Origin of the sequence: Halomonas almeriensis, from assembly GCF_030409235.1 — a bacterium.
In the GTDB taxonomy this organism is placed as follows: domain Bacteria; phylum Pseudomonadota; class Gammaproteobacteria; order Pseudomonadales; family Halomonadaceae; genus Halomonas; species Halomonas almeriensis.
Genome location: NZ_JAUFPO010000009.1, coordinates 254363 through 274597, shown reverse-complemented (window position 1 = coordinate 274597; position 20235 = coordinate 254363). Strand labels below are relative to the sequence as shown.

15 protein-coding genes are annotated in these 20235 nt (G+C 63.1%); 12 read left to right on the top strand and 3 right to left on the bottom strand.

What is annotated here, in order from left to right:
• Positions 1 to 171: 171 nt before the first annotated feature.
• The gene (locus QWY74_RS08085; protein WP_264824176.1) at positions 172 to 1701 is read right to left on the bottom strand and encodes a carbohydrate porin; all 1530 of its coding nucleotides are present in this window, start codon (positions 1699 to 1701) and stop codon (positions 172 to 174) included.
• 416 nt (positions 1702 to 2117) lie between these two features.
• Between QWY74_RS08085 and QWY74_RS08080 the strand changes: the two genes are divergently transcribed.
• The 12 genes from QWY74_RS08080 (at position 2118) to betT (ending at position 16153) form a co-directional block, all read left to right on the top strand.
• Positions 2118 to 3377, top strand: a complete 1260-nt coding sequence (locus QWY74_RS08080; protein ID WP_264824177.1) for an ABC transporter substrate-binding protein — start codon at positions 2118 to 2120, stop codon at positions 3375 to 3377.
• 15 nt (positions 3378 to 3392) lie between these two features.
• A complete protein-coding gene (locus QWY74_RS08075) occupies positions 3393 to 4370 on the top strand; it encodes a carbohydrate ABC transporter permease (protein WP_264824178.1) in 978 nt (325 codons plus the stop codon).
• Positions 4367 to 5209: a carbohydrate ABC transporter permease gene (locus tag QWY74_RS08070; protein WP_264824179.1), complete on the top strand. Its 843-nt coding sequence runs from the start codon at positions 4367 to 4369 to the stop codon at positions 5207 to 5209. The genes QWY74_RS08075 and QWY74_RS08070 overlap by 4 nt, the downstream gene beginning before the upstream one ends.
• Before the next feature lie 38 nt (positions 5210 to 5247).
• Positions 5248 to 6918, top strand: a complete 1671-nt coding sequence (locus QWY74_RS08065; RefSeq protein WP_264824180.1) for an alpha-glucosidase — start codon at positions 5248 to 5250, stop codon at positions 6916 to 6918.
• The gene (locus QWY74_RS08060) at positions 6906 to 8012 is read left to right on the top strand and encodes an ABC transporter ATP-binding protein (RefSeq protein ID WP_264824181.1); all 1107 of its coding nucleotides are present in this window, start codon (positions 6906 to 6908) and stop codon (positions 8010 to 8012) included. Before QWY74_RS08065 ends, QWY74_RS08060 begins: the two co-directional genes overlap by 13 nt.
• Before the next feature lie 189 nt (positions 8013 to 8201).
• Positions 8202 to 9488, top strand: coding sequence for an ABC transporter substrate-binding protein (locus QWY74_RS08055; protein WP_264824182.1), 1287 nt, complete (start codon positions 8202 to 8204; stop codon positions 9486 to 9488).
• 61 nt (positions 9489 to 9549) lie between these two features.
• A complete protein-coding gene (locus QWY74_RS08050; RefSeq protein ID WP_264824183.1) occupies positions 9550 to 9723 on the top strand; it encodes a hypothetical protein in 174 nt (57 codons plus the stop codon).
• 105 nt (positions 9724 to 9828) lie between these two features.
• Positions 9829 to 10881 (top strand): LacI family DNA-binding transcriptional regulator, encoded by a 1053-nt coding sequence (locus QWY74_RS08045; protein ID WP_290314105.1) that lies wholly within the window; start codon positions 9829 to 9831, stop codon positions 10879 to 10881.
• A 106-nt stretch (positions 10882 to 10987) separates the two neighbouring features.
• Entirely contained in the window at positions 10988 to 12418 is a 1431-nt protein-coding gene (locus QWY74_RS08040; protein WP_264824185.1) for an ATP-binding protein, read from the top strand.
• On the top strand, positions 12415 to 13116 hold the full coding sequence (locus QWY74_RS08035) for a response regulator (protein ID WP_264824186.1): 702 nt from the start codon (positions 12415 to 12417) through the stop codon (positions 13114 to 13116). Before QWY74_RS08040 ends, QWY74_RS08035 begins: the two co-directional genes overlap by 4 nt.
• Before the next feature lie 151 nt (positions 13117 to 13267).
• Positions 13268 to 13855: a hypothetical protein gene (locus QWY74_RS08030; RefSeq protein WP_264824187.1), complete on the top strand. Its 588-nt coding sequence runs from the start codon at positions 13268 to 13270 to the stop codon at positions 13853 to 13855.
• Positions 13856 to 14104: 249 nt separating this feature from the next.
• Positions 14105 to 16153 carry a choline BCCT transporter BetT gene (betT, locus tag QWY74_RS08025; protein WP_264824188.1) on the top strand — a complete coding sequence of 683 codons (2049 nt, stop codon included), beginning with the start codon at positions 14105 to 14107 and terminating at the stop codon, positions 16151 to 16153.
• A gap of 102 nt (positions 16154 to 16255) precedes the next feature.
• Here the strand turns inward: betT and exaC are convergent, their stop codons facing one another.
• Positions 16256 to 17776 carry an acetaldehyde dehydrogenase ExaC gene (gene exaC, locus QWY74_RS08020; RefSeq protein ID WP_264824189.1) on the bottom strand — a complete coding sequence of 507 codons (1521 nt, stop codon included), beginning with the start codon at positions 17774 to 17776 and terminating at the stop codon, positions 16256 to 16258.
• Positions 17777 to 18053: 277 nt separating this feature from the next.
• A complete protein-coding gene (locus QWY74_RS08015; RefSeq protein WP_290314104.1) occupies positions 18054 to 20219 on the bottom strand; it encodes an ATP-binding protein in 2166 nt (721 codons plus the stop codon).
• Between the last annotated feature and the right edge of the window lie 16 nt (positions 20220 to 20235).

Below are 20235 nucleotides of genomic sequence, written 5' to 3'. Positions count from 1 at the left end.
GTGGTCAGCGGCTTTATTCTCTCTGATCTCGTCGCCGTTGATCCTGTTTCTGGTGACGCACCAGGCAGACAACTAAAAAAAGCCCGCGCAGGGCGCGGGCAATGCATCACAACAGCTCAAGATCTCTAGCCAGGGAAGGTCATGATCTAATACCCGGCATCAAGGCATGCCTTAGAACCAGACTTCGGTCTGTACGCCGAAGGACCAGTCGTCACCGGTGAAACCGGGCTTACCAAAGGAGTCACCGGCACTGTAGTCGTTCAGCTCTTCATCCCAGTCGCTCCAGGAGGCGAAGACACGGATCTCGGGACGCTGCCAGAAGCCGCCCACCTGGGGCTTGAAGGTCGGCGCGATGGTCAGCTTGGTGTAGTCACCCTCGACAGCGTTGTTGCCGCCATAGCCTTCCGGCGAGATGTCCATCCACTGGTAGCTGCCTTCGTACTGCATCTCGAAGTTTTCGGTCAGCTCGTTGGCCAGGCGGACGTTGAAGGTCGCCCAGTCATACTGGTCGCCCTGGACATAACGGTCCTCGCTGGTCTCGGCCAGGATGGCCGGCGCGACACGCCACTTGGGCGCCATGTAGGTGGTTCCATACAGACCGATGCGGGTGGCAGTGGCATCCTCGGTCAGGTTGCCGTTGCTGCCGATGGTCTTGGTAGCGGCACCCAGGCCCTGACCATGGATCACGGCCGCCTTGAAATTGCCGTCATTGAGGCCGAAGAAGTCATCGCCATGATAGGCCAACATGGTGTGCACGCCATTATCGGCAGCGTCCAGAGAGCCCGCGGTCTGGCGTTCATCATTGTCAGTGGCATTGATGCCGCTGACCATCCATTGAAAGTTACCGAAGTAGTTGTTGGAGGTCAGGATGAGGCTGTCGGTGCTGTCGGTCTCTTCCGCCGCCGGATTCATGCTGTCCACCGGGAAGTCGGTATAGCTGCGGCCATAGACGGACAAGTTCGACTTCCAGTTGTCGGCCAGTTGCATGTCGTAGATACCGCCACCGGTACCGGCCAGGAAGACGAAGTCGCTGTCGAGCCAGTGAATGTCGAAGTTGTCGCGATCGAAGCGCTTGCCCGCCCAGATCTTGGCATCCTCGAAGGCACCGGTGAAGCTCGGCAGGTCACTGAACTCGGTGTAGACCTGACGCACGTTGAGGTTCGACTCGCCGGACGTCCAGTCGTTACTGGTGTTCACGCCGTCGGCGATCATGGTGGTGTACTTGGCCTTGGCACCATTGTCGAAGCGCATCTTGTAATTGAAGACCGCCTCGGCATAGGTATCCGGCTCGTTACCCAGTCGGCCCACGGCCCCTCCCTGGCTTCCGGCCGGGGTCACATAGGGGCCACCTTCCGAGCTTCTGCCGTCCTCGCCGATCAGCAGGCCGGAGCGTGCATAGACGTTGAAAGAGAAGCCTTCTTCGCCACTCGCCTGACGCTCGACCTTGGCCAGGCGCGACTCGATATCCTGCTGCTCGACACCAGCCGACTCCTGGGCCATTTCCTGTTCGGCCCGATCGGCACGCTTTTCGGCCGCCGCGGCACGCTGCTCGGCAGCCACGATGCGCTGTTCCAGCTCGGCCAGGCGAGCTTCAAGGTCGCTGGTCGACTGTGCATACGACAGTGAGCTGGCGGTCATGGCAGCGGCCGCGACGGCCAGGACCAGGGGAGACTTCCTTAGGCGTTGGTTCGCAGATGTCATTGCTTTCAGCCTTTGTTGTTGTCACGGGGAGAGACCAGCCGGCGGCGCTGGTGCCAAATTGCATAAACGACATGGCAGCGTCAGACCGAACTTAATCGATTCAGAAACTAATCCGTCATCAACAATTTTTAAATACCACCTAGGTCTAATCCCTTCGCCACCATACAACACTACGTGAACGAGCTCGCCGGCCACTTCCATCCCAGTCGTACTGCCGTATCAAGCGGGTGCCCAGACTCGCACACCCCTACGACAAAAGTTGAGGTTGCGAGTCGACCACATCATGGCTTAACTAACACCATGTCTTAATCGTTTAAGACAAGGTCGTTCACGACAAGACCGCAACCACTGTCACATCATGTCGACGCCAGCCTGAACGTCGAGTTACACAACAAGAACTTCGCCTGAGGAGCATTATGAACAGCAAATGGATTACCGCGATCGCGCTCGCCGGCCTGGCCGCCCAGCAGGCCCATGCCGAAGAGCTAACCATCTCCTGTGGTGCCGTGGGTGCCGAGTTGCAACTCTGTGAGGAGGGCGTCAACGCCTGGGAGGAAAAGACGGGCCACTCGGTGAATATCGTTTCAACGCCAAACTCCTCCACCGAGCGCCTGTCGTTCTACCAGCAGCTCCTCTCGGCCCAATCGAGTGATATCGACGTTATGCAGGTCGACGTCATCTGGCCCGGCCTGCTGGCCAATCACCTGGTCGACCTCAAGGAACAAATGGGAGACGATGCCGCCGAGGGCCACTTCGAGGCCATCGTTCAGAACAACACTGTGGATGGCCGACTGGTCGCCATGCCCTGGTTCACCGATGCCGGCGTGCTCTACTACCGCAAGGACCTTCTGGAAAAATACGACGCCGAGCCGCCGGAGACCTGGCAGCAGCTCACCGAGACCGCGCGCCGCATCAAGAAGGCCGAGCGTGAAGCCGGCAATGAGGACATGTGGGGCTATGTCTTCCAGGGTCGCGCCTATGAGGGCCTGACCTGCAACGCCCTGGAGTGGGTGGCCAGTAGCGGTGGTGGCACGCTGATCGACAGTGAAGGCGAGATCACCATCGACAACCAGCAGGCTGCCGATGTGCTCGACCTGGCGGCGACCTGGATCGGCGACATCTCGCCGGAAGGTGTCCTGAACTACACCGAGGAAGAAGCCCGCGGCATCTTCCAGTCCGGAGATGCGGTCTTCATGCGTAACTGGCCTTATGCTTGGTCACTGGCGCAGAGCGAAGACAGTGAAGTGCGCAACAAGGTCGGCGTGGTGGCCCTGCCCAGCGCCGAGGGCGAGGACAGCGCAGCCACCCTGGGCGGCTGGAACCTGGCCGTATCACGCTACTCCGAGAACCCGGAGCTGGCCGCGGATCTGGTGGCCTACCTGACCTCCGAGCAGGAGCAGAAGCGCCGCGCCGTCGAAGCCTCCTACAACCCGACCATCGACGCCCTGTATCAGGACGAGGAAGTCATCGAGGCCGTGCCCTTCTTCAAGACCCTGTATCCAGCCTTCACCAATGCGGTCGCTCGCCCGTCGGCACCCACCGGCGACAAGTACAACCGCGTCAGCAACAGCTTCTTTAACGCCGTGCACGATGTGCTCTCCGGCAACCAGAGCGGTGCGGAAGCCGTGTCCGAGCTGGAGAGCGAACTGTCGCGTATCAAGCGTCGCCGCTGGTAAGCCAGGAGGCTTTTCATGACCCAATCCGCCACTCAAGGCGCCCCCCGCGAGGGGGGCGCTGCTTCCACTACCGGGTTTCGCAGCACCAAGGTTCGCCGTCAGCGTGTGCGTGCCGCCTGGATATTCCTGGCGCCCATGCTGGTGACCCTGGTGCTGGTAGCCGGCTGGCCGCTGCTTCGCACCTTCTATTTCAGTTTTACCGACGCCTCGCTATCGGATACCGGACGCGCCGCCCTGATCGGCTTCGAGAACTACCTGGTCTACGATGACGGTGCCTGGTATGGCCTGTTGACCGATCCGGTGTGGTGGCAGTCGGTGTGGAACACCTTCTATTTCAGTATCGTCTCGGTGTCGCTGGAAGTCTTCTTCGGCATCATCGTCGCCCTGCTGCTCAATGCCGAATTCAAGGGCCGCATGCTGGTTCGCGCGGCGGTGCTGATTCCCTGGGCCATCCCGACCATCGTCTCGGCCAAGATGTGGGCCTGGATGCTCAATGATCAGTTCGGCATCATCAACCACATTCTGATGGGTCTGGGCCTCATCGATACGCCGCTAGCTTGGACGGCCAATGCCAATCTGTCCATGTGGGCGGTGATCATGGTCGACGTCTGGAAGACCATTCCATTTGTGGCCCTGCTGGTACTCGCCGGTCTACAGATGCTGCCCAAGGATTGCTATGAGGCCGCCGAGGTCGATGGCATCTCCCCCATCAAGGTGTTCTTCCGCGTCACCCTGCCGCTGATCACACCGACCCTGCTGGTCGCTGTCATCTTCCGCCTGCTGGATGCCCTACGCGTGTTCGACGTGATCTACGTGCTGACGTCCAACTCGACCAACACCATGACAATGTCCATCTATGCGCGCCAGCAACTGGTGGAGTTCCAGGATGTGGGTTACGGCAGTGCCGCCTCGACCATGCTGTTCTTCATCATCGCCCTGGCCGTGGTCATCTATCTGTACCTGGGTCGCCGTCAACTGGGAGTCGGCCAATGAACCAGTATCAATTGATGAAACTTCTCAAGCGCGTCGGCCTTTATGCCCTGATCGCCGTGGTGCTGGTCTACGCCGTCTTCCCGTTCTACTACGCGGTGATCACCTCGCTTAAACCGTCCAGTGATCTCTTCCAGGTGGATTTCTGGCTATCCTCGGTCAACTTCAACAATTATGTGCAGATTCTCAGCCAGGGCAGCTTCCTGCGCGCCATCATGAACTCGATCATCGTCGCCCTGTCGGTGGTGTTCATCGCCCTGCTGCTGGGCATCACCGCCGCCTATGCTTTGGGGCGCGTGCGCTTCCGCGGACGAACCACCGTGCTGCTGACCATCCTCGGGGTCTCGATGTTCCCGCAGGTGGCCGTGCTGTCGGGCCTGTTCGAGGTCATCCGCACCCTCAACCTATACAATAACCCGGCCGGCCTGGTGTTGAGTTACACCATCTTCACCCTGCCCTTCACGGTCTGGGTACTGACCACTTTCATGCGCCAGCTACCACAAGAGCTCGAGGAAGCCGCCATCATGGACGGCGCCACTCCCTGGGTCACCATCACCCGCGTCTTCCTGCCACTGATGTGGCCGGCCATGGCGACGACCGGCCTGCTGGCCTTCATCGCCGCCTGGAACGAATTCCTGTTCGCCCTGACCTTCACCCTGACCGATGACCAGCGCACGGTGCCGGTCGCCATCGCCCTGATCTCCGGCGGCAGCCAGCATGAACTGCCCTGGGGCCCCATCATGGCGGCCTCGGTGACCGTCACCGTGCCCCTGGTCATCCTGGTGATGATCTTCCAGCGTCGCATCGTGTCGGGACTCACCGCTGGCGCCGTCAAGGGCTGAACGAGACAATACCTTTCAAGATCAAGGATTTAATTCACATGCAAGACAACACCTTCTGGTGGCGTGGCGGCGTCATCTACCAGATCTACCCCCGCAGCTTCATGGATGCCAGCGGTAACGGCGTCGGCGATCTGGCCGGCGTCACCAGCCGGCTGGACTATGTGGCCAGCCTGGGCGTCGATGGTATCTGGCTGTCGCCCTTCTTTACTTCCCCGATGAAGGACTTCGGCTACGACATCAGTGATTACCGCGGTGTCGATCCAATGTTCGGTACATTGGAAGACTTCACATCCCTGATCAAGCGGGCCCACGAGCTGGGGCTGAAGGTGATCATCGACCAGGTGCTCAGCCACTCCTCGGATCGCCATCCCTGGTTCCAGCAGAGTCGTCAGGACCGCCACAATGCCCGCGCCGACTGGTACGTGTGGGCCGACCCCAAGCCGGACGGCACGCCACCCAACAACTGGCTGTCAATCTTCGGCGGGCCGGCCTGGACCTTCGACTCGCGCCGTCGCCAGTATTACCTGCACAACTTCCTGTCCAGCCAGCCGGACCTGAACTTCCACAACCCGGAAGTGCGTCAGGCCCAGCTCGACAACATGCGCTTCTGGCTGGACCTCGGGGTCGACGGCTTCCGTCTGGATACCGTCAATTTCTACTTCCACGACACCCAACTGCGCGACAACCCGCCGGTACCGGCGGGCGACACCAAGACCCTGGGGGCACCGGACAGCAACCCCTACACCTGGCAGAAGCATCAGTACGACATCAGCCGCCCGGAGAACCTCGACTTCCTGCGCGACCTGCGTTCCCTGATGGACAACTATCCGGGGACCACCACGGTGGGCGAGATCGGCGACGACTCGCCGCTCGAGCGCATGGCAGAGTACACCGATGGCGGCGACAAGCTGCACATGGCGTATACGTTCGACCTGCTCAATGAGCCGCATTCACCGGGCTACATTCGCAAAGTCATCGAACGTTTCCAGAAGATGTCGGCGGATGCCTGGCCCTGCTGGGCGCTGTCGAACCATGACGTCGAGCGCAGCGCTTCACGCTGGGGAGCCAACGAGGATCATGCCGCCTACCCCAGGGTGGCACTGGCCATGCTGTTCTCGCTGCGCGGCAGCGTCTGCCTGTATCAGGGCGAAGAGCTGGGCCTGCCGGAAGCCGAGGTGCCCTACGAGCGCATCCAGGACCCTTACGGCAAAGTGCTGTGGCCGGAATTCAAGGGCCGCGATGGCTGCCGCACGCCCATCCCGTGGCGCCAGACCGAGCGGGGTGGATTTTCCACCAGCGACCCCTGGCTTCCCGTCGATGACCGCCACCTGGTGCTGTCGGTGGAAGACCAGGAGCATGACCCGGCCTCGACCCTGCACGCCGTCCGCCAGCTCCTGGCGTTCCGGCGACAGCACCCGGCCCTGCATGACGGCGACCTGACGCTGCTTGAGGTCGGCGACTCCCTGCTTGGCTTCATTCGTGAGCGCGACGCAGACCGCATTCTGTGCCTATTCAACCTGACAGGCGACACCCAGAGCACCCGACTGGCCACGTCCGGCCAACTCATCGATACCCTTGGTTTCGACTGCGAATGGGAAGGCGATGTCGTGACCCTTCCGCCCTATCAAGCAGCCTTCATGAGCCTGGATTCCTCTACCCAAGATGCCGGCACAAACCGCCGACAAGGAGATGTCACATGGCAAGCGTGACCCTTGAGAAGCTCAACAAGATCTTCGGCAGCACCCATATCATCAAGGATGTCGATCTGGCGATCGGCAATGGCGAATTCGTGGTCTTCGTCGGCCCCTCGGGGTGCGGCAAGTCCACCCTGTTGCGGCTGATCGCCGGCCTCGAATCGATCTCCGACGGCACCATGCAGATCGGTGACGACGTGGTGAATGAACTCCCGCCGCGCGAGCGCGGCGTCGGCATGGTCTTCCAGTCGTATGCGCTTTACCCGCACATGACGGTCTACGAAAACATGGCCTTCGGTCTCAAGCTGGCCAAGATGGCCAAGGAAACCGTCGACGACCGGGTCATGGCCACGGCGCGCATCCTGCAGCTCGAGGAACTCCTGCAGCGCAAGCCCAAGGAACTCTCGGGCGGCCAGCGTCAGCGTGTCGCCATGGGGCGGGCCATGGCGCGCGAGCCGAAGATCCTTTTGTTCGACGAGCCGCTTTCCAACCTGGATGCCTCGCTGCGCGTACAGATGCGTAACGAGATCGCCCGCCTGCACCACCGGCTGGGCTCGACCATGATCTACGTGACCCACGACCAGGTCGAGGCCATGACCCTGGCCGACAAGATCGTGGTGCTGCGCGACGGCCGCATCGAGCAGGTCGGTAGCCCTCACGATCTCTATCAGCGCCCGGAGACACGCTTCGTGGCAGGCTTCATCGGCTCGCCGACAATGAATTTCATGCCGGCGGAACTGGTCGAGGCCAGTGGCCAGGGCTGCCGCGTCCAAGTAACGGGCGTCGGCGAGCTGTCGCTTCCCCAGGATGCCAGCAACACCACCCGGGGCAGCCAACTGACCCTGGGCGTGCGCCCCGAGCATATGCGCCTGGAAGAAGCCCAGGGCGACAATGCCTTCGAGATTGTCAATGTCGAATACCTCGGCAATGAAGTCTATGTCTACCTCGAACCGAAGGACGGCGACATCCTACTGGTGCATCGTACCGAGGCACCGAGCGACTGGCAGGTCGGGCACAAGGTAGCCCTGGCCCCGGAAATCGAACATATCCACCTGTTCGATGGTGACGACAAGGCCCTGGGCCTGACGCAGCGCTCCGAAGCCGCCTGAGCGGGTTACTGCCCGCGAGCATCCCACCCTCGGGACGGGGGCCCCGGCTCCCGTCCACTCGAAATACCATGTCCTGCTCAGGGCCGCCTGCCCGCGCCACGCCCATGACCCTGCCATGACCTCGCTCGAACGATCGCGACTGGCGATCAGAGCCGGGACCAACCCGCGATAGCGTCAGGAGCCATTACAATGCCAAACCCTGATATCCAAAAGACGACTCGCCCCCTGCTGACCTCCCTGGTACTGGCCGGCGCCGCTCTTGGCGCCCAGTCCAGCCTGGCGGCCGAGATCGCCATTGCCTGCGGCTCGGGGGATGCCGCTGACTACTGTCCCACCGTCGCCGAGGAATGGGCCGAGAAGACCGGTCACGACGTCAAGGTGGTCTCGACCCCCAATGCCACGACCGAAAAGCTCTCGCTGTTTCAGCAACTGCTCAACAGCCAGTCCAGCGATGTCGACGTCATGATGATCGATATCGTCTGGCCCGGGATGCTCTCCGAGCACCTTGTCGATCTCTCACGATACCTGCCCGACGATGCCACCGACGGTTTTTTCCCTGAATTGATCGACAACAACACGGTGGACGGTCGTCTGGTCGCCATGCCCTGGTACACCGATGCCGGCATGCTGTACTACCGCACCGACCTGCTGGAACGGCATGGCCATGAGGTTCCCGAGACCTGGGAGGAGCTGACCCGCATCGCCACCGACATCCAGGACGCCGAACGCGAAGCCGGCAACGATGACTTCTGGGGCTACACCTTTCAGGGGCGCGCCTACGAAGGCCTGACCACCAATGCCCTGGAGTGGGTCGCCAGTCACGGCGGCGGCACCATCATCGACAGTGACGGCAAGGTCACCATCGACAACCCGCAGGCCGCCGCGGCCCTGGACCGCGCTGCTGGCTGGATCGGCACGATCAGTCCCGAAGGCACGCTGAACCATACCGAAGAGAAGACCCGCGGCATCTTCCAGTCCGGCAATGCGCTCTTCCTGCGCAACTGGCCCTATGTCTGGGCCCTGGCCAATGGCGAGGGCAGCGAGGTCGCCGGCAAGATCGGCATGGCCCCCCTGCCCCATGGGCCGGAGGGCGAGTCCGCGTCCACTCTGGGCGGCTGGAATTTCGCGGTGTCACGCTATTCCGAACACCCCGAACTGGCCACCGAACTGGTGGCCTACATCACGGCACGCGCACAACAGAAGGACCATGCCCTGGCCATGGGCATGAATCCGACCATCGTGTCGCTTTATGAAGACGAGGAAGTGCTCGAGCGCAATCCTTCCATGGGAGACCTCTATGAGACCCTGACGCACGGGGTGACTCGGCCCGCCACGGTGACCGGCGACGCCTATGCCCGCGTTTCCAATGCGTTCTTCAACGCCACTCACCGCGTGCTCTCCGGTGAACTGGAGGGCGCCGCGGCCGTCGCGCAGATGCAGCGCCAGCTCGAGCGAATCGGACGTCGTGCCTGGTGAAACCCACAGGGGCCCGGCGGCAGCCGGGCTCGTCTGACGCCCCTACCTGCTGTAGAGTTTCGTGCCTGAATCCACCACGCTGCGACCCGACCAGCCCGACTGGTGGCGCGGTGCCGTCATCTATCAGATCTATCTGCGCAGCTTCATGAATGCCGTGGCCGTGCCCGGGATGCCGGCCGTCACCCCGGTCAACCCGTTTCGTTGGCGCCGGGAGAGGCCATCTGGCTGTGGCTGACATCATGAAATGTCATGTCCGCGCGCCGTTTCGGCCGGAACCCGCTATGCCGCAGAACCCTGGCAGGGTATCCTTGATGATCAGCTGATTAGCCTGGGAACGAACGTGTCAACACCGTCACGCCATATCACTTTGAAGGAACTGGCCGCCGCACTGGGGGTATCAACGGCGACAGTCTCCAATGCGTTCAATCGCCCCGACCAGTTGTCGCCCCAGCTGCGCCAGCGCGTCTTCAGCGAGGCCAAGCGGCTCGGCTACAACGGCCCCGATGCCAAGGCCCGCAGCCTGCGAACCGGTCGCTCGCAGATCATCGCCGTGATTCTGGCCGAAAGCCTCACCTACAGCCTCAATGACGCCGTGGCCAGCGAGCTGTTGTCGGGCATCGCCGAGGTGCTGGATGAGCAGCATCACACCCTGCTGCTGCTCTCCGGGCGCCAGTCACCCGGGCAGTTGCCAGGTTCGATGAGCATTGCCGACGGCTTCATCATCTACGGCCTGATGCCCAGCATGGCGCTGATTGAAACCCTGCCCACCAATCGTCCGCGGATCGCGGTGGACTTCAATCTGGATGGACAGCCGACCGTGCACATCGACAACCAGCCGGCCAGCCAGGCCATCGCCAACCATGCCCTGGCAAAGCGGCCCCGCCGGGTCGGCATCCTCACCCTGCGCCTCACCGAGCAGCCCTGCAACGGCCCCCTCAGCGACGACCTGACCTGGCTGACCGCCGAGCAGACCATTACTCGTGAGCGCCTCGACGGCTTCTACCGGGCGCTGGAAGCGCATGGCATTGCCCCCGACACGGTGCCGATATGGAACGTGGAGGAAAATACCCATGAGGTCTGCGCGCCGGTCATCGCCCGGATTCTCGACCTCCCGGATGACGAGCGCCCCGATCTGCTGCTGTGCATGTCGGATCGCCTGGCGCTGACGGCCCTGACCCTGGCCGAACAGCGCGGCCTGCGCGTGCCCGAGGACCTGCGCCTGACCGGTTTCGACGGTATCGCCGAAGGCCAGTATCGGGCGCCGCGTCTGACCACGGTGCGGCAGGACAGCGTCGAGAAGGGCCGCATCGCCGCGCGCATGATCCTGGGGCTGGATCCTCCCGGGGATCAGCGGCTGCCCACCGAGCTGATCATCGGCGAAAGCTGTCCCTGAGCCAACTCCGGCCGACAACTTTCACCGGGCTTGCACGAAGCGACACCGCCATGAAGGGTATCCTGAGCGCTCGCCTTCATGGACAGTCCCTGCGGAAGCCTCGACCATGCCTTTTTCCCAGCCTTCCTTTTCACGTCTCGGCATCAAGCTGTTTGTGATCATCCTGTTGGTCAATGTCGCCATCGCCGGTCTGGTTTTCATCGGCGTATCACGCAGTCTCGACCAGGGCTTCATCGAATACCTCGACCGTACCCAGACGCGCCGTGCCGAAACCCTCGCCGAAGGACTGGCCGACGAGTGGGCGCGCCGACGTGACTGGCAATGGTTGCGTCAATCGCCGCGCGCCTGGCGCCATCTGGTGCGCCACCAGCTATGGCCGGGCGAAGCGACGCCGCCCGAGGGCATAGAACGCCGGCTGGGGGACCCGCAGGATTTCGTGCTGCATGACGCCAATGGCCTGCCGGTGATCGGCCTGCCACCCGATAACGACCAGGAAGCCGCCGAGCTGCGCTGGCTGCCGATCCGCAGCAAAGGGCAGCAGGTCGGCACCCTGGGGTATCGCCCCCCTCAGCAACTGATGGCACGCATGGACCGGATCTTCCTGTCACAGCAGCGCCGCAACCTGGCCATCATCGTGGCCGCCCTGGGGCTGGCGTCCCTCTTGCTGGCCGGCGGGCTCTCCTGGTGGGTGGGCCGACGCACCGGCGGCATGACGCTGGCGGCCCGCCGCCTGACGGACGGCGACTACAGCACACGACTGACCGAGCGGGGGAGCGATGAGCTCTCGCGGCTGGCCCGGGATTTCAATGTCCTGGCCGAAACGCTGGAAGCCAGTCGCCAGGCGCGCAGCCGCTGGGTCTCGGACATTGCCCATGAACTGCGGACCCCGCTCGCCGTGCTGCGCGGCGAGATCGAGGCCATGCAGGATGGTATTCGCCCCCTGGACCTGGAAAGCCTGGGCTCACTGGGCCAGGAGGTCGGTCAGCTCGAGCGTCTCGTCGCCGACCTGCGCCTGTTGTCACAGAGCGATGCCGGCGCCCTGGAGGTCCAGCTCGCGCCCCTCGACCTGGCCGACAGCCTGACCGGCCGCCTGAATGAAGCCGAAGGCTGGCTGAACGACAGCGACGTCAGTCTGACCTCTGACATCCAGGGGCCGGCCTGGATCCGCGGGGACCACCAGCGACTGCGCCAGCTATGGAGCAACCTACTCGACAACACCGTCGCCTATACCCAGGCACCGGGCACTCTCCGGGTCAGCCTGACACGACGGGGGGATCACTGGTGCTTGTACTGGGAAGATAGCGCCCCGGGCGTCGCCAGCGACGCCCTGCCACGGCTCACCGAACGCCTGTACCGCGTCGAAGGGTCGCGCAACCGCGCCAGCGGTGGCAGCGGCCTGGGTCTTTCCATCGCCATGGCCCTGGCCAGGGCCCACGGCGCCGAAATGACACCGGGCAGCTCCGAACTGGGCGGGTTATGCTGGACCCTGATGTTTCCCGCCATGCCACCACACCAGCACACAGGGGATGACCGATGAGCCACCTCGACACCGACCACGTCCTGATCGTGGAGGATGAGCCCAAGATCGCGCGCCTGGTGGCCGACTACCTCGAGGGCAGCGGTTATACCACGCATCATATCGACCACGGCGATGAGGTCCTGCCGTGGATCGAGGCGCGCGACCAGCCCCCCGAACTGATCTTGCTGGACCTGATGCTGCCGGGCACCGATGGCCTGACACTGAGCCGCGAGGTTCGCCAGCGCTGGCCGCACGTCGCCCTCATCATGCTTACCGCCCGGGTCGAGGAAGTCGACCGCCTGCTGGGCCTGGAACTTGGCGCCGACGACTATATCTGCAAGCCCTTCAGCCCCCGCGAAGTGGTCGCCCGCGCCCGTGCCGTGCTGCGCCGCAGCCGTGCCGCCAAGGCGGATGTCGCCCCCAGCGTTCCCCTCAGCCTGGACGATGACGGCTGGGTCGCCCTGGCGGATGGCCAGGACCTGGGCCTGACCGCGGTCGAATTCCAGTTGCTCAGAGTGATGATGCACTCGCCGGGGCGCATCCTCTCCCGCGAACAGCTAATGGACCATATGTACCGCGACCACCGCATTGTTTCCGAGCGCACCGTGGACAGCCACATCAAGAAACTGCGCCGCAAGATCGCCGATGTCTGGCCGGAGCGCGAGATCATCCGCTCGGTCTATGGCGTAGGTTACAAGTATCAGCCGGAAGAGTGAGGGGTGAGGAGCTAGTGTGGCCCTCGAAGCCCTGGATCGTGGTTCATACCTCGGGGCGCTATCTACACGCTCTTTGCACGCTGGCTACACCAACCTTGCACTTCATGAGTGAATACTGCACGGGTCACTCAAGGACACAAGGAGCCTTTTCATGACCCAGTCACTCACACGCAAGCTGCTGATGCCCGCCCTGCTGGCTTCACTCATCGCCCCCTTGTCACTGGCCGTCAGTGCCTCCGCCGACCAGCGTTCGGACGTCAAGCAGCAGCTTTTCGAACAGGCCGGCATCGATCAACAGACGCGTGATGAGCTCCAGCAAGCCCGCCAGGACTACCGTGAGGCGATGATGGAGCTGCGCACGGAGCACCGCGAGAAGGTCGAGGAAATCCTCGGCGAAGACGGCCAGGCCGCCCTCGAAAAGGCCAAGCAGGAAATGCGTGAAGAACAGCGTGCCGAGCAGAGGGCCGCGCGCGACGAGCGCATCCAGGCGCTCTTCGAACAGTGGGAGCTGTCCGACGACACCCGAGGCACCCTCGAGCAGCAGCTCGAGCAGTTCCGTTCCGACGCCAAAGCCCTGAAGGACAAAGCATTTGAAAGCCCCCAGGCGCGTCGCGACGCCTGGAAGGCACTGGTCACCACCCAGCGTGACGCCCTCTCGGAACATCTCGACGACGAGCAGATGAAGGCTCTGGGCGACGCCATGCGTTCCCAGGGACGCGGCGGACCGCAAGGCGGTTAACACGCGCAGCAAAGACGACGCCTGACAAGGATGCTTCGTCTCACACTTCCCCTCGACGCCCGGCTCTGTGCCGGGCGTTCTGCGTTCAATCCGGCCACAGCCCCCGATCGGACACCGTGGCTCACGACGAACCTTACCCCGAAGCCAGCAGGACAGGCGACAGCCCTCGACTTGCAGTATCTCGAGGATGTGTTATTTTATTTGAACATTCATTTAAAAAAGATTCGTCCACCAAGGAGGATACATTGAATGTCGGATAATCCCGCCATCCCGGCACACAAGGACCGGATCAATCGCATTGTCTTCCACGGCAGTGTGATCGGTATCCTGGTTTTCCTGATTCTGACCATGACGTTCACCCAGGAGGCCGGCGCCTTCTTCGACGCCGGCCTGGCCTGGGTGAGCGATACCTTCGGCTGGTACTACATGCTGGCCGCCGTGGCCTATCTAGTCTTCGTGATCGTGATCGGCTGCTCTCGCGTTGGCCGCATCCGGCTGGGACCGGATCATGCCCGCCCGGAGTTCTCGCTGTTGTCCTGGGCCTCGATGTTATTCGCCGCCGGTATCGGCATCGACCTGCTCTTCTTCTGCGTTGCCGAGCCGCTCTCGCACTACATGACGCCGCCCGACATGGCGCCGGAAAGCGCCGCGGCGATGCGCGCCGCGGTGCCTCAGACCTTCCTCCACTGGGGGCTGACCGGCTGGGGGATGTACGTCCTGATGGGTATGGCACTGGCCTATTTTAGCTATCGCCATCGCCTGCCGCTGGCCATTCGCAGCGCCCTCTACCCGCTGCTCGGCAAGCGTATTCACGGCCCCATCGGCAATGCCGTGGATATCACGGCGGTCATCTCGACGGTCTTCGGCATCGCAACCAGCCTCGGCATCGGGGTGATGCAGCTCAACTACGGGCTGACCTTCATGTTCGGCGTTCCCGAGAGCCTGACCACCCAGGTGGTGCTGATCGTGCTGGTCGTGATACTGGCGACCATCTCGGTGGTGACCGGGGTCGAGAAGGGCATCCGCCGCCTTTCCGAATTCAACATGGGCCTGGCCCTGTTGCTGTTACTGTTCGTACTCTTCCAGGGCGACACCCTGCACCTGCTGGACGCCCTGGTGCTCAACGCCGGGGACTACCTCAGCGGCTTTGTCGGCATGAGCTTCGATACCTATGCCTTTGCCGGCGAGGATGCCCAACAATGGAAGGGCTGGTGGACCATCTTTTTCTGGGGCTGGTGGATCGCCTGGACACCCTTCGTCGGGCTTTTCCTGGCACGTATCTCGCGAGGCCGCACCATCCGCGAGTTCGCCATCGGCGCCCTGCTGATTCCACTGGGTTTCATGATGGCCTGGATGTCGATCTTCGGTAACAGCGGCATCGAGATGGTGGCCAACCAGGGCCTGGCCGAACTCGGCCAGCAGGCACTGAACACGCCTCAGACCACCATCTATACCTTTCTCGAGCAGTATCCCTACATCGGGATCACGGCCTCGGTGGTGACCGTGCTGGGTATTGTGTTCTTTGTCACCTCGGCGGACTCCGGCGCTCTGGTGCTCGCCAACTTCACCTCGATTCTGGCCGATGTGAACCATGACGCCCCGGTACGCCTGCGCATCTTCTGGTCCGTGACCATCGGGCTTGTCACAGTGGCCTTGCTGATGGCCGGTGGCCTCTCGGCTCTGCAGAGTGCGGTGGTGATCACGGCCCTGCCCTTTTCGCTGGTGATCTTTGCCATCATGGCCGGCATGACCCGCGCCCTGAAGCTGGAAAGCACCAAGGCCGATGCCCGTCACTATGTCACGGGTGGCGCCGCCGGCGGTGAATGGCGAGAGCGCCTCGACCGGGCGCTGGACACCTCCAACCGTGCGGGAGCCGCCGCCACCATCGAGCATGCCATCCGCCCCGCGCTGCAGCAGTTCGCTGAGGAGCTCGGCGCACGGGGCCAGAGGGCCACGATTGATGAGGCGGTGCTCGAGGGCGAGCCCCTACCCAGCCTGACCCTGCAGGTCGACTTCGACGATGCCGCCAGCTTCGTCTATCGGGTGCGTGCCCGTCGACTGCGCACGCCCAGCTTCCTGCCGGTGGATGACGACTATTATGTGCGTCTCGACGTCTACCTGGCCGAGGGCGGCACGGACAAGGACGTCAATGGCTATACACGCGGTCAGGTCATCGGCGATGTGCTGGCCGAGTACGAACGCCACCTGCACTTCCTGGTGCTGGCCGGTGAAGACGGCAAAGCCCAGGCCATGCCGGGCTTCGTGGGCGAGCCGCCCGAGGCCGCTTCACAGACCTGACGGGCACTTTGCCCCTGCCTGAAACGCGAAGCGGCGGCCCGAGGGCCGCCGCTTTCGTGTGTATCCCGCCTGCCGGGACAAGGCATCGCCCGAGCGTGGCGCTCAGAAGAAACCCATGGGGTTGCTGTCGTAGCTGACCAGCAGGTTCTTGGTCTGCTGATAGTGCTCCAGGGCCATCTTGTGGGTTTCGCGGCCGACACCGGACTTCTTGTAGCCACCAAAGGCCGCATGGGCGGGATACTGGTGGTAGCAATTGGTCCACACCCGGCCGGCCTGGATGCCGCGCCCCATGCGGAAAGCCACGTTCATGTCGCGACTCCAGACGCCGGCGCCGAGTCCAAACTCGGTGTCATTGGCAATGGCCAGCGCCTCGGCCTCGTCCTTGAAGGTGGTGATCCCGACTACCGGGCCGAAGATCTCTTCCTGGAAGACACGCATGCTGTTGTCGCCCTTGAGCAGGGTCGGCTGGATGTAATAGCCCCTGTCATAGGCGGGATCGAAGCTCTCCTTGCCACCGCCGGTAAGGAACTCGGCGCCCTCCTCGCGGGCCACGTCCATGTACGACAGGATCTTGTCGTACTGTTCCTGACTGGCCTGGGCCCCTACCTGAACCTCGGTATCCAGCGGGTTGCCACGCTTGATCGACCGCGTGCGTTCGACGACGCGAGCCATGAAGTCCTCGTACATGGACTCCTGGATCAGCGCACGACTCGGACAGGTGCAGACCTCACCCTGGTTGAGGAAGGCCAGCACCAGCCCCTCGACCGCCTTGTCGATGAACTCGGGTTCGGCATTCATGATGTCGGCGAAATAGATATTCGGCGACTTGCCGCCCAGTTCCACGGTCGACGGAATGATGTTGGCCGCTGCGCACTTGAGGATGTGCGAGCCGATCGGGGTCGAGCCCGTAAAGGCAATCTTGGCGATACGCGTGCTGGTTGCCAGCGCCTCGCCCGCCTCAGCGCCATAGCCATTGACGATATTGAGCACGCCGGCCGGCAGCAGATCGCCGATCACTTCCATCAGCTTGAGAATCGAGGCCGGGGTCTGCTCCGCCGGCTTGAGCACCACACAGTTGCCCGCCGCCAGCGCCGGGGCCAGCTTCCAGGTCGCCATCAGCAGCGGGAAGTTCCAGGGAATGATCTGCCCGACCACGCCCAGGGGTTCATGAAAATGGTAGGCCACGGTATTGGCATCGATATCGGCGGCGGTACCCTCCTGGGCACGGATGCAACCGGCGAAGTAGCGGAAGTGATCGATGGCCAGCGGCAGGTCGGCATTGAGCGTCTCGCGCACCGCCTTGCCGTTGTCCCAGCACTCGGCGACCGCAAGGGCTTCCAGGTTGTCCTCGATGCGCTGGGCGATCTTCAGCAAGAGGTTGCTGCGCTCGGCCGCCGAGGTCTGACCCCAGGCCGGGGCCGCGGCATGGGCGGCATCCAGCGCCTTGTCGATGTCCTCAGCGGTGGAGCGCGGTATCTCGCAGAAAACCTCGCCATTGACCGGACTGACATTATCGAAGTACTGCCCCTTGACCGGCGGCACGAACTCGCCGCCGATGTAGTTGCCGTAACGCGCCGCAAAGTCGACCAGCGCCTCGGGGGTACCCGGGTTAGCATAAATCATGGCATAACTCCTGAAAGAGGATGATAGGTTCCATGGTCAGTGTTGGTCATGTAGCGCCGGGAGAATATACGCCTTTGGCAGGACATCCTCGCCGCACCATGCTCGACGCTGGTGCAGCGGGAGCGAGATGGTCAGATGGTTCAGCCTTCCACGGCCACCGGCGTCTCGCCACGCCTAGCATGGCATAGCCCAGCCCGGTGACCAGGGAACCGGCGACGATGGCCAGCAGTGAAGCACCACCGGGGTGATGGCGTTGAGAATCAGCAACCTGCGAAGACTAGGCCCAGCGCGCCTCGAGTGCCTGAATGCTCAGCTCGAAGAGATTGTTGAGACGCTGAAGCTCGGGCGTCAAGGCATCGAAGCGGTCTTCGCGACCGGCCTGCTCCACTCGGGCTGCCACGGCGGCGACGCGGCTGGCGCCCAGGCTGGCCGACTCGCCCTTGATCTGATGCGCCTGATGGATGACAGCGTCACCGTCCCGTTGGACCACGGCCTGCCGCAATGCCGCCAGCTGACCGACGGCCTGCTGATGATAGTAGCGGACTAGGTCCTGCAACTCGGCGCGCCCCAGGCTCTTCTCCAAGGCGTCCAGGGCCTCGCTGTCCAGCAGGGGCTCGGCGTCGTTCGGCGTTCCCCGGGCGTCACTGTCGGCCGGCTCGCAGGCAAGATGCCGACGCAATACGCTGTGCAGGTCATCCTGGAAGATCGGCTTGACCAGGTAGCCATTCATGCCGGCGGCCAGACAGCGTGCCTGGTCACCGCCATACCCGCCGGCGGTCATGGCCACGATGGGCACCTCGGCGGCCCAGCCATCACTGGCCCGCAAGCGCCGCGTGACGTCCAGGCCATCCATGTCGGGCATCTGCACATCCATGAAGATCAGGTCGAACGCTTCGCCTTCCACGCATTCCAGTGCCTCTGCTCCGGAGCTCACCAGGGTGACCTGAAATCCCATGCGGGCAAGCATGGCATGCGCCACCTGTCGATTGACCGGATTGTCCTCGACGACCAGCAAGTGCGCCCCCTGCTGGACGCTGTTGTCATCGCGGCGAACACTCGGCACGGCCCGAGCCGGCTCCTCGGTGCCGGCCACCAGCGGCAGGCGAAGCCAGCAGCGGCTGCCCGACTTCAACTGGCTTTGCATACCGATGCGTCCTCCCAGGGCCTCGACGAGGCGCTTGCAGATGGCCAGGCCGAGCCCGGTACCGCCGAAGCGGCGCGCCGTGGAGGGGTCACCCTGCTGGAAGGGCTTGAACAGGAGTGGCTGTCGTTCGGGCTCGATACCGCACCCCGAGTCGCTCACCTCGATGGCCAGCTCTCCCTGGTCGAGGAAGGCCGACACCCTGACCTCGCCTTCCTCGGTGAACTTGATGGCATTCGAGAGCAGATTCAGCAGTATCTGGCGCAAGCGGCCCGGGTCACTGATGACATGCACCGGCAGTGCCGGGTCTATCCGCAGCGTCAAGGCAATGCCATGCGCTTCGGCATGCGGGGCGAAGAGGGAAGTGGCGCCGTTGAGCATTTCCTCCAGGGAGAAGGATCGCGCCTCCAGATCGAGTCGCCCCGCCTCGATCTTGGAAAAGTCGAGAATATCGTTGATCAGCTCCAGCAGGCGCCGGGCACTGTCTTGGATGGTATCGGCATAGTGGCGAGCGTCCCTGCTCAGCGCATCCTCGGTGAGCAGCTCGCTCATGCCGATCACCCCATTGAGGGGCGTGCGGATCTCGTGACTGACCGTGGCCAGGAACTCGGATTTGGCCTGACTGGCCGATTGTGCCTGATGCGCCGTCACCTCGAGCTCGGCACTCAGCTCCTCGAGGGTGCGGCGCGCTTGGGCGTTGTCACGGGATTCGCGGAACAGGAAGGCCACCACCATCATCGCCGCCACGCTCATGGCCAGAAGCAGCACCAGCAGCAGGCCGTACAACCACTTTAGGCGCTCGCGCTCCTGGGTCGTCGACTCCGCCAGATGCGAATTGATCGACACTACCAGGCGTTCCGTGGGCTCACTCATGGCCGCCAGTTCGCGCTCCACGCGATTCCTGACGGTGTCATTCATGACATCGGCCTGGCCGAGAATGTCATCGATAGTGCGGATATGTGCCTGGATATCCTGGGCCAGGCTCGCGGCCAGTGGAACCGAGGCGAGAAGCTCGGCAATGTCGCCGCTTTCCAGCAGGTTGAGCCGGCTGTAGAGCAGCTCGAAACGCAGGCGTACCCCTTCGAGGCTCTCGCTGCCCGGTCGATCGGACAACAGGAAGTTGCGCAACTGCACGACATCACGATCCAGCTTGTAGGCATGCCAGGTGGTGTCCGCGCCGACACGCCAAAATTGGCTGTCCTGACGCCAGACCACCAGGCCGACGACCAGCAGGGCACCGACGAACAGCAATAACGCGGAGATCGCCCCGAGCTTGAGGCGGAGTGGATAATGTTGCAGCACCGGGGTCTCCAGACGA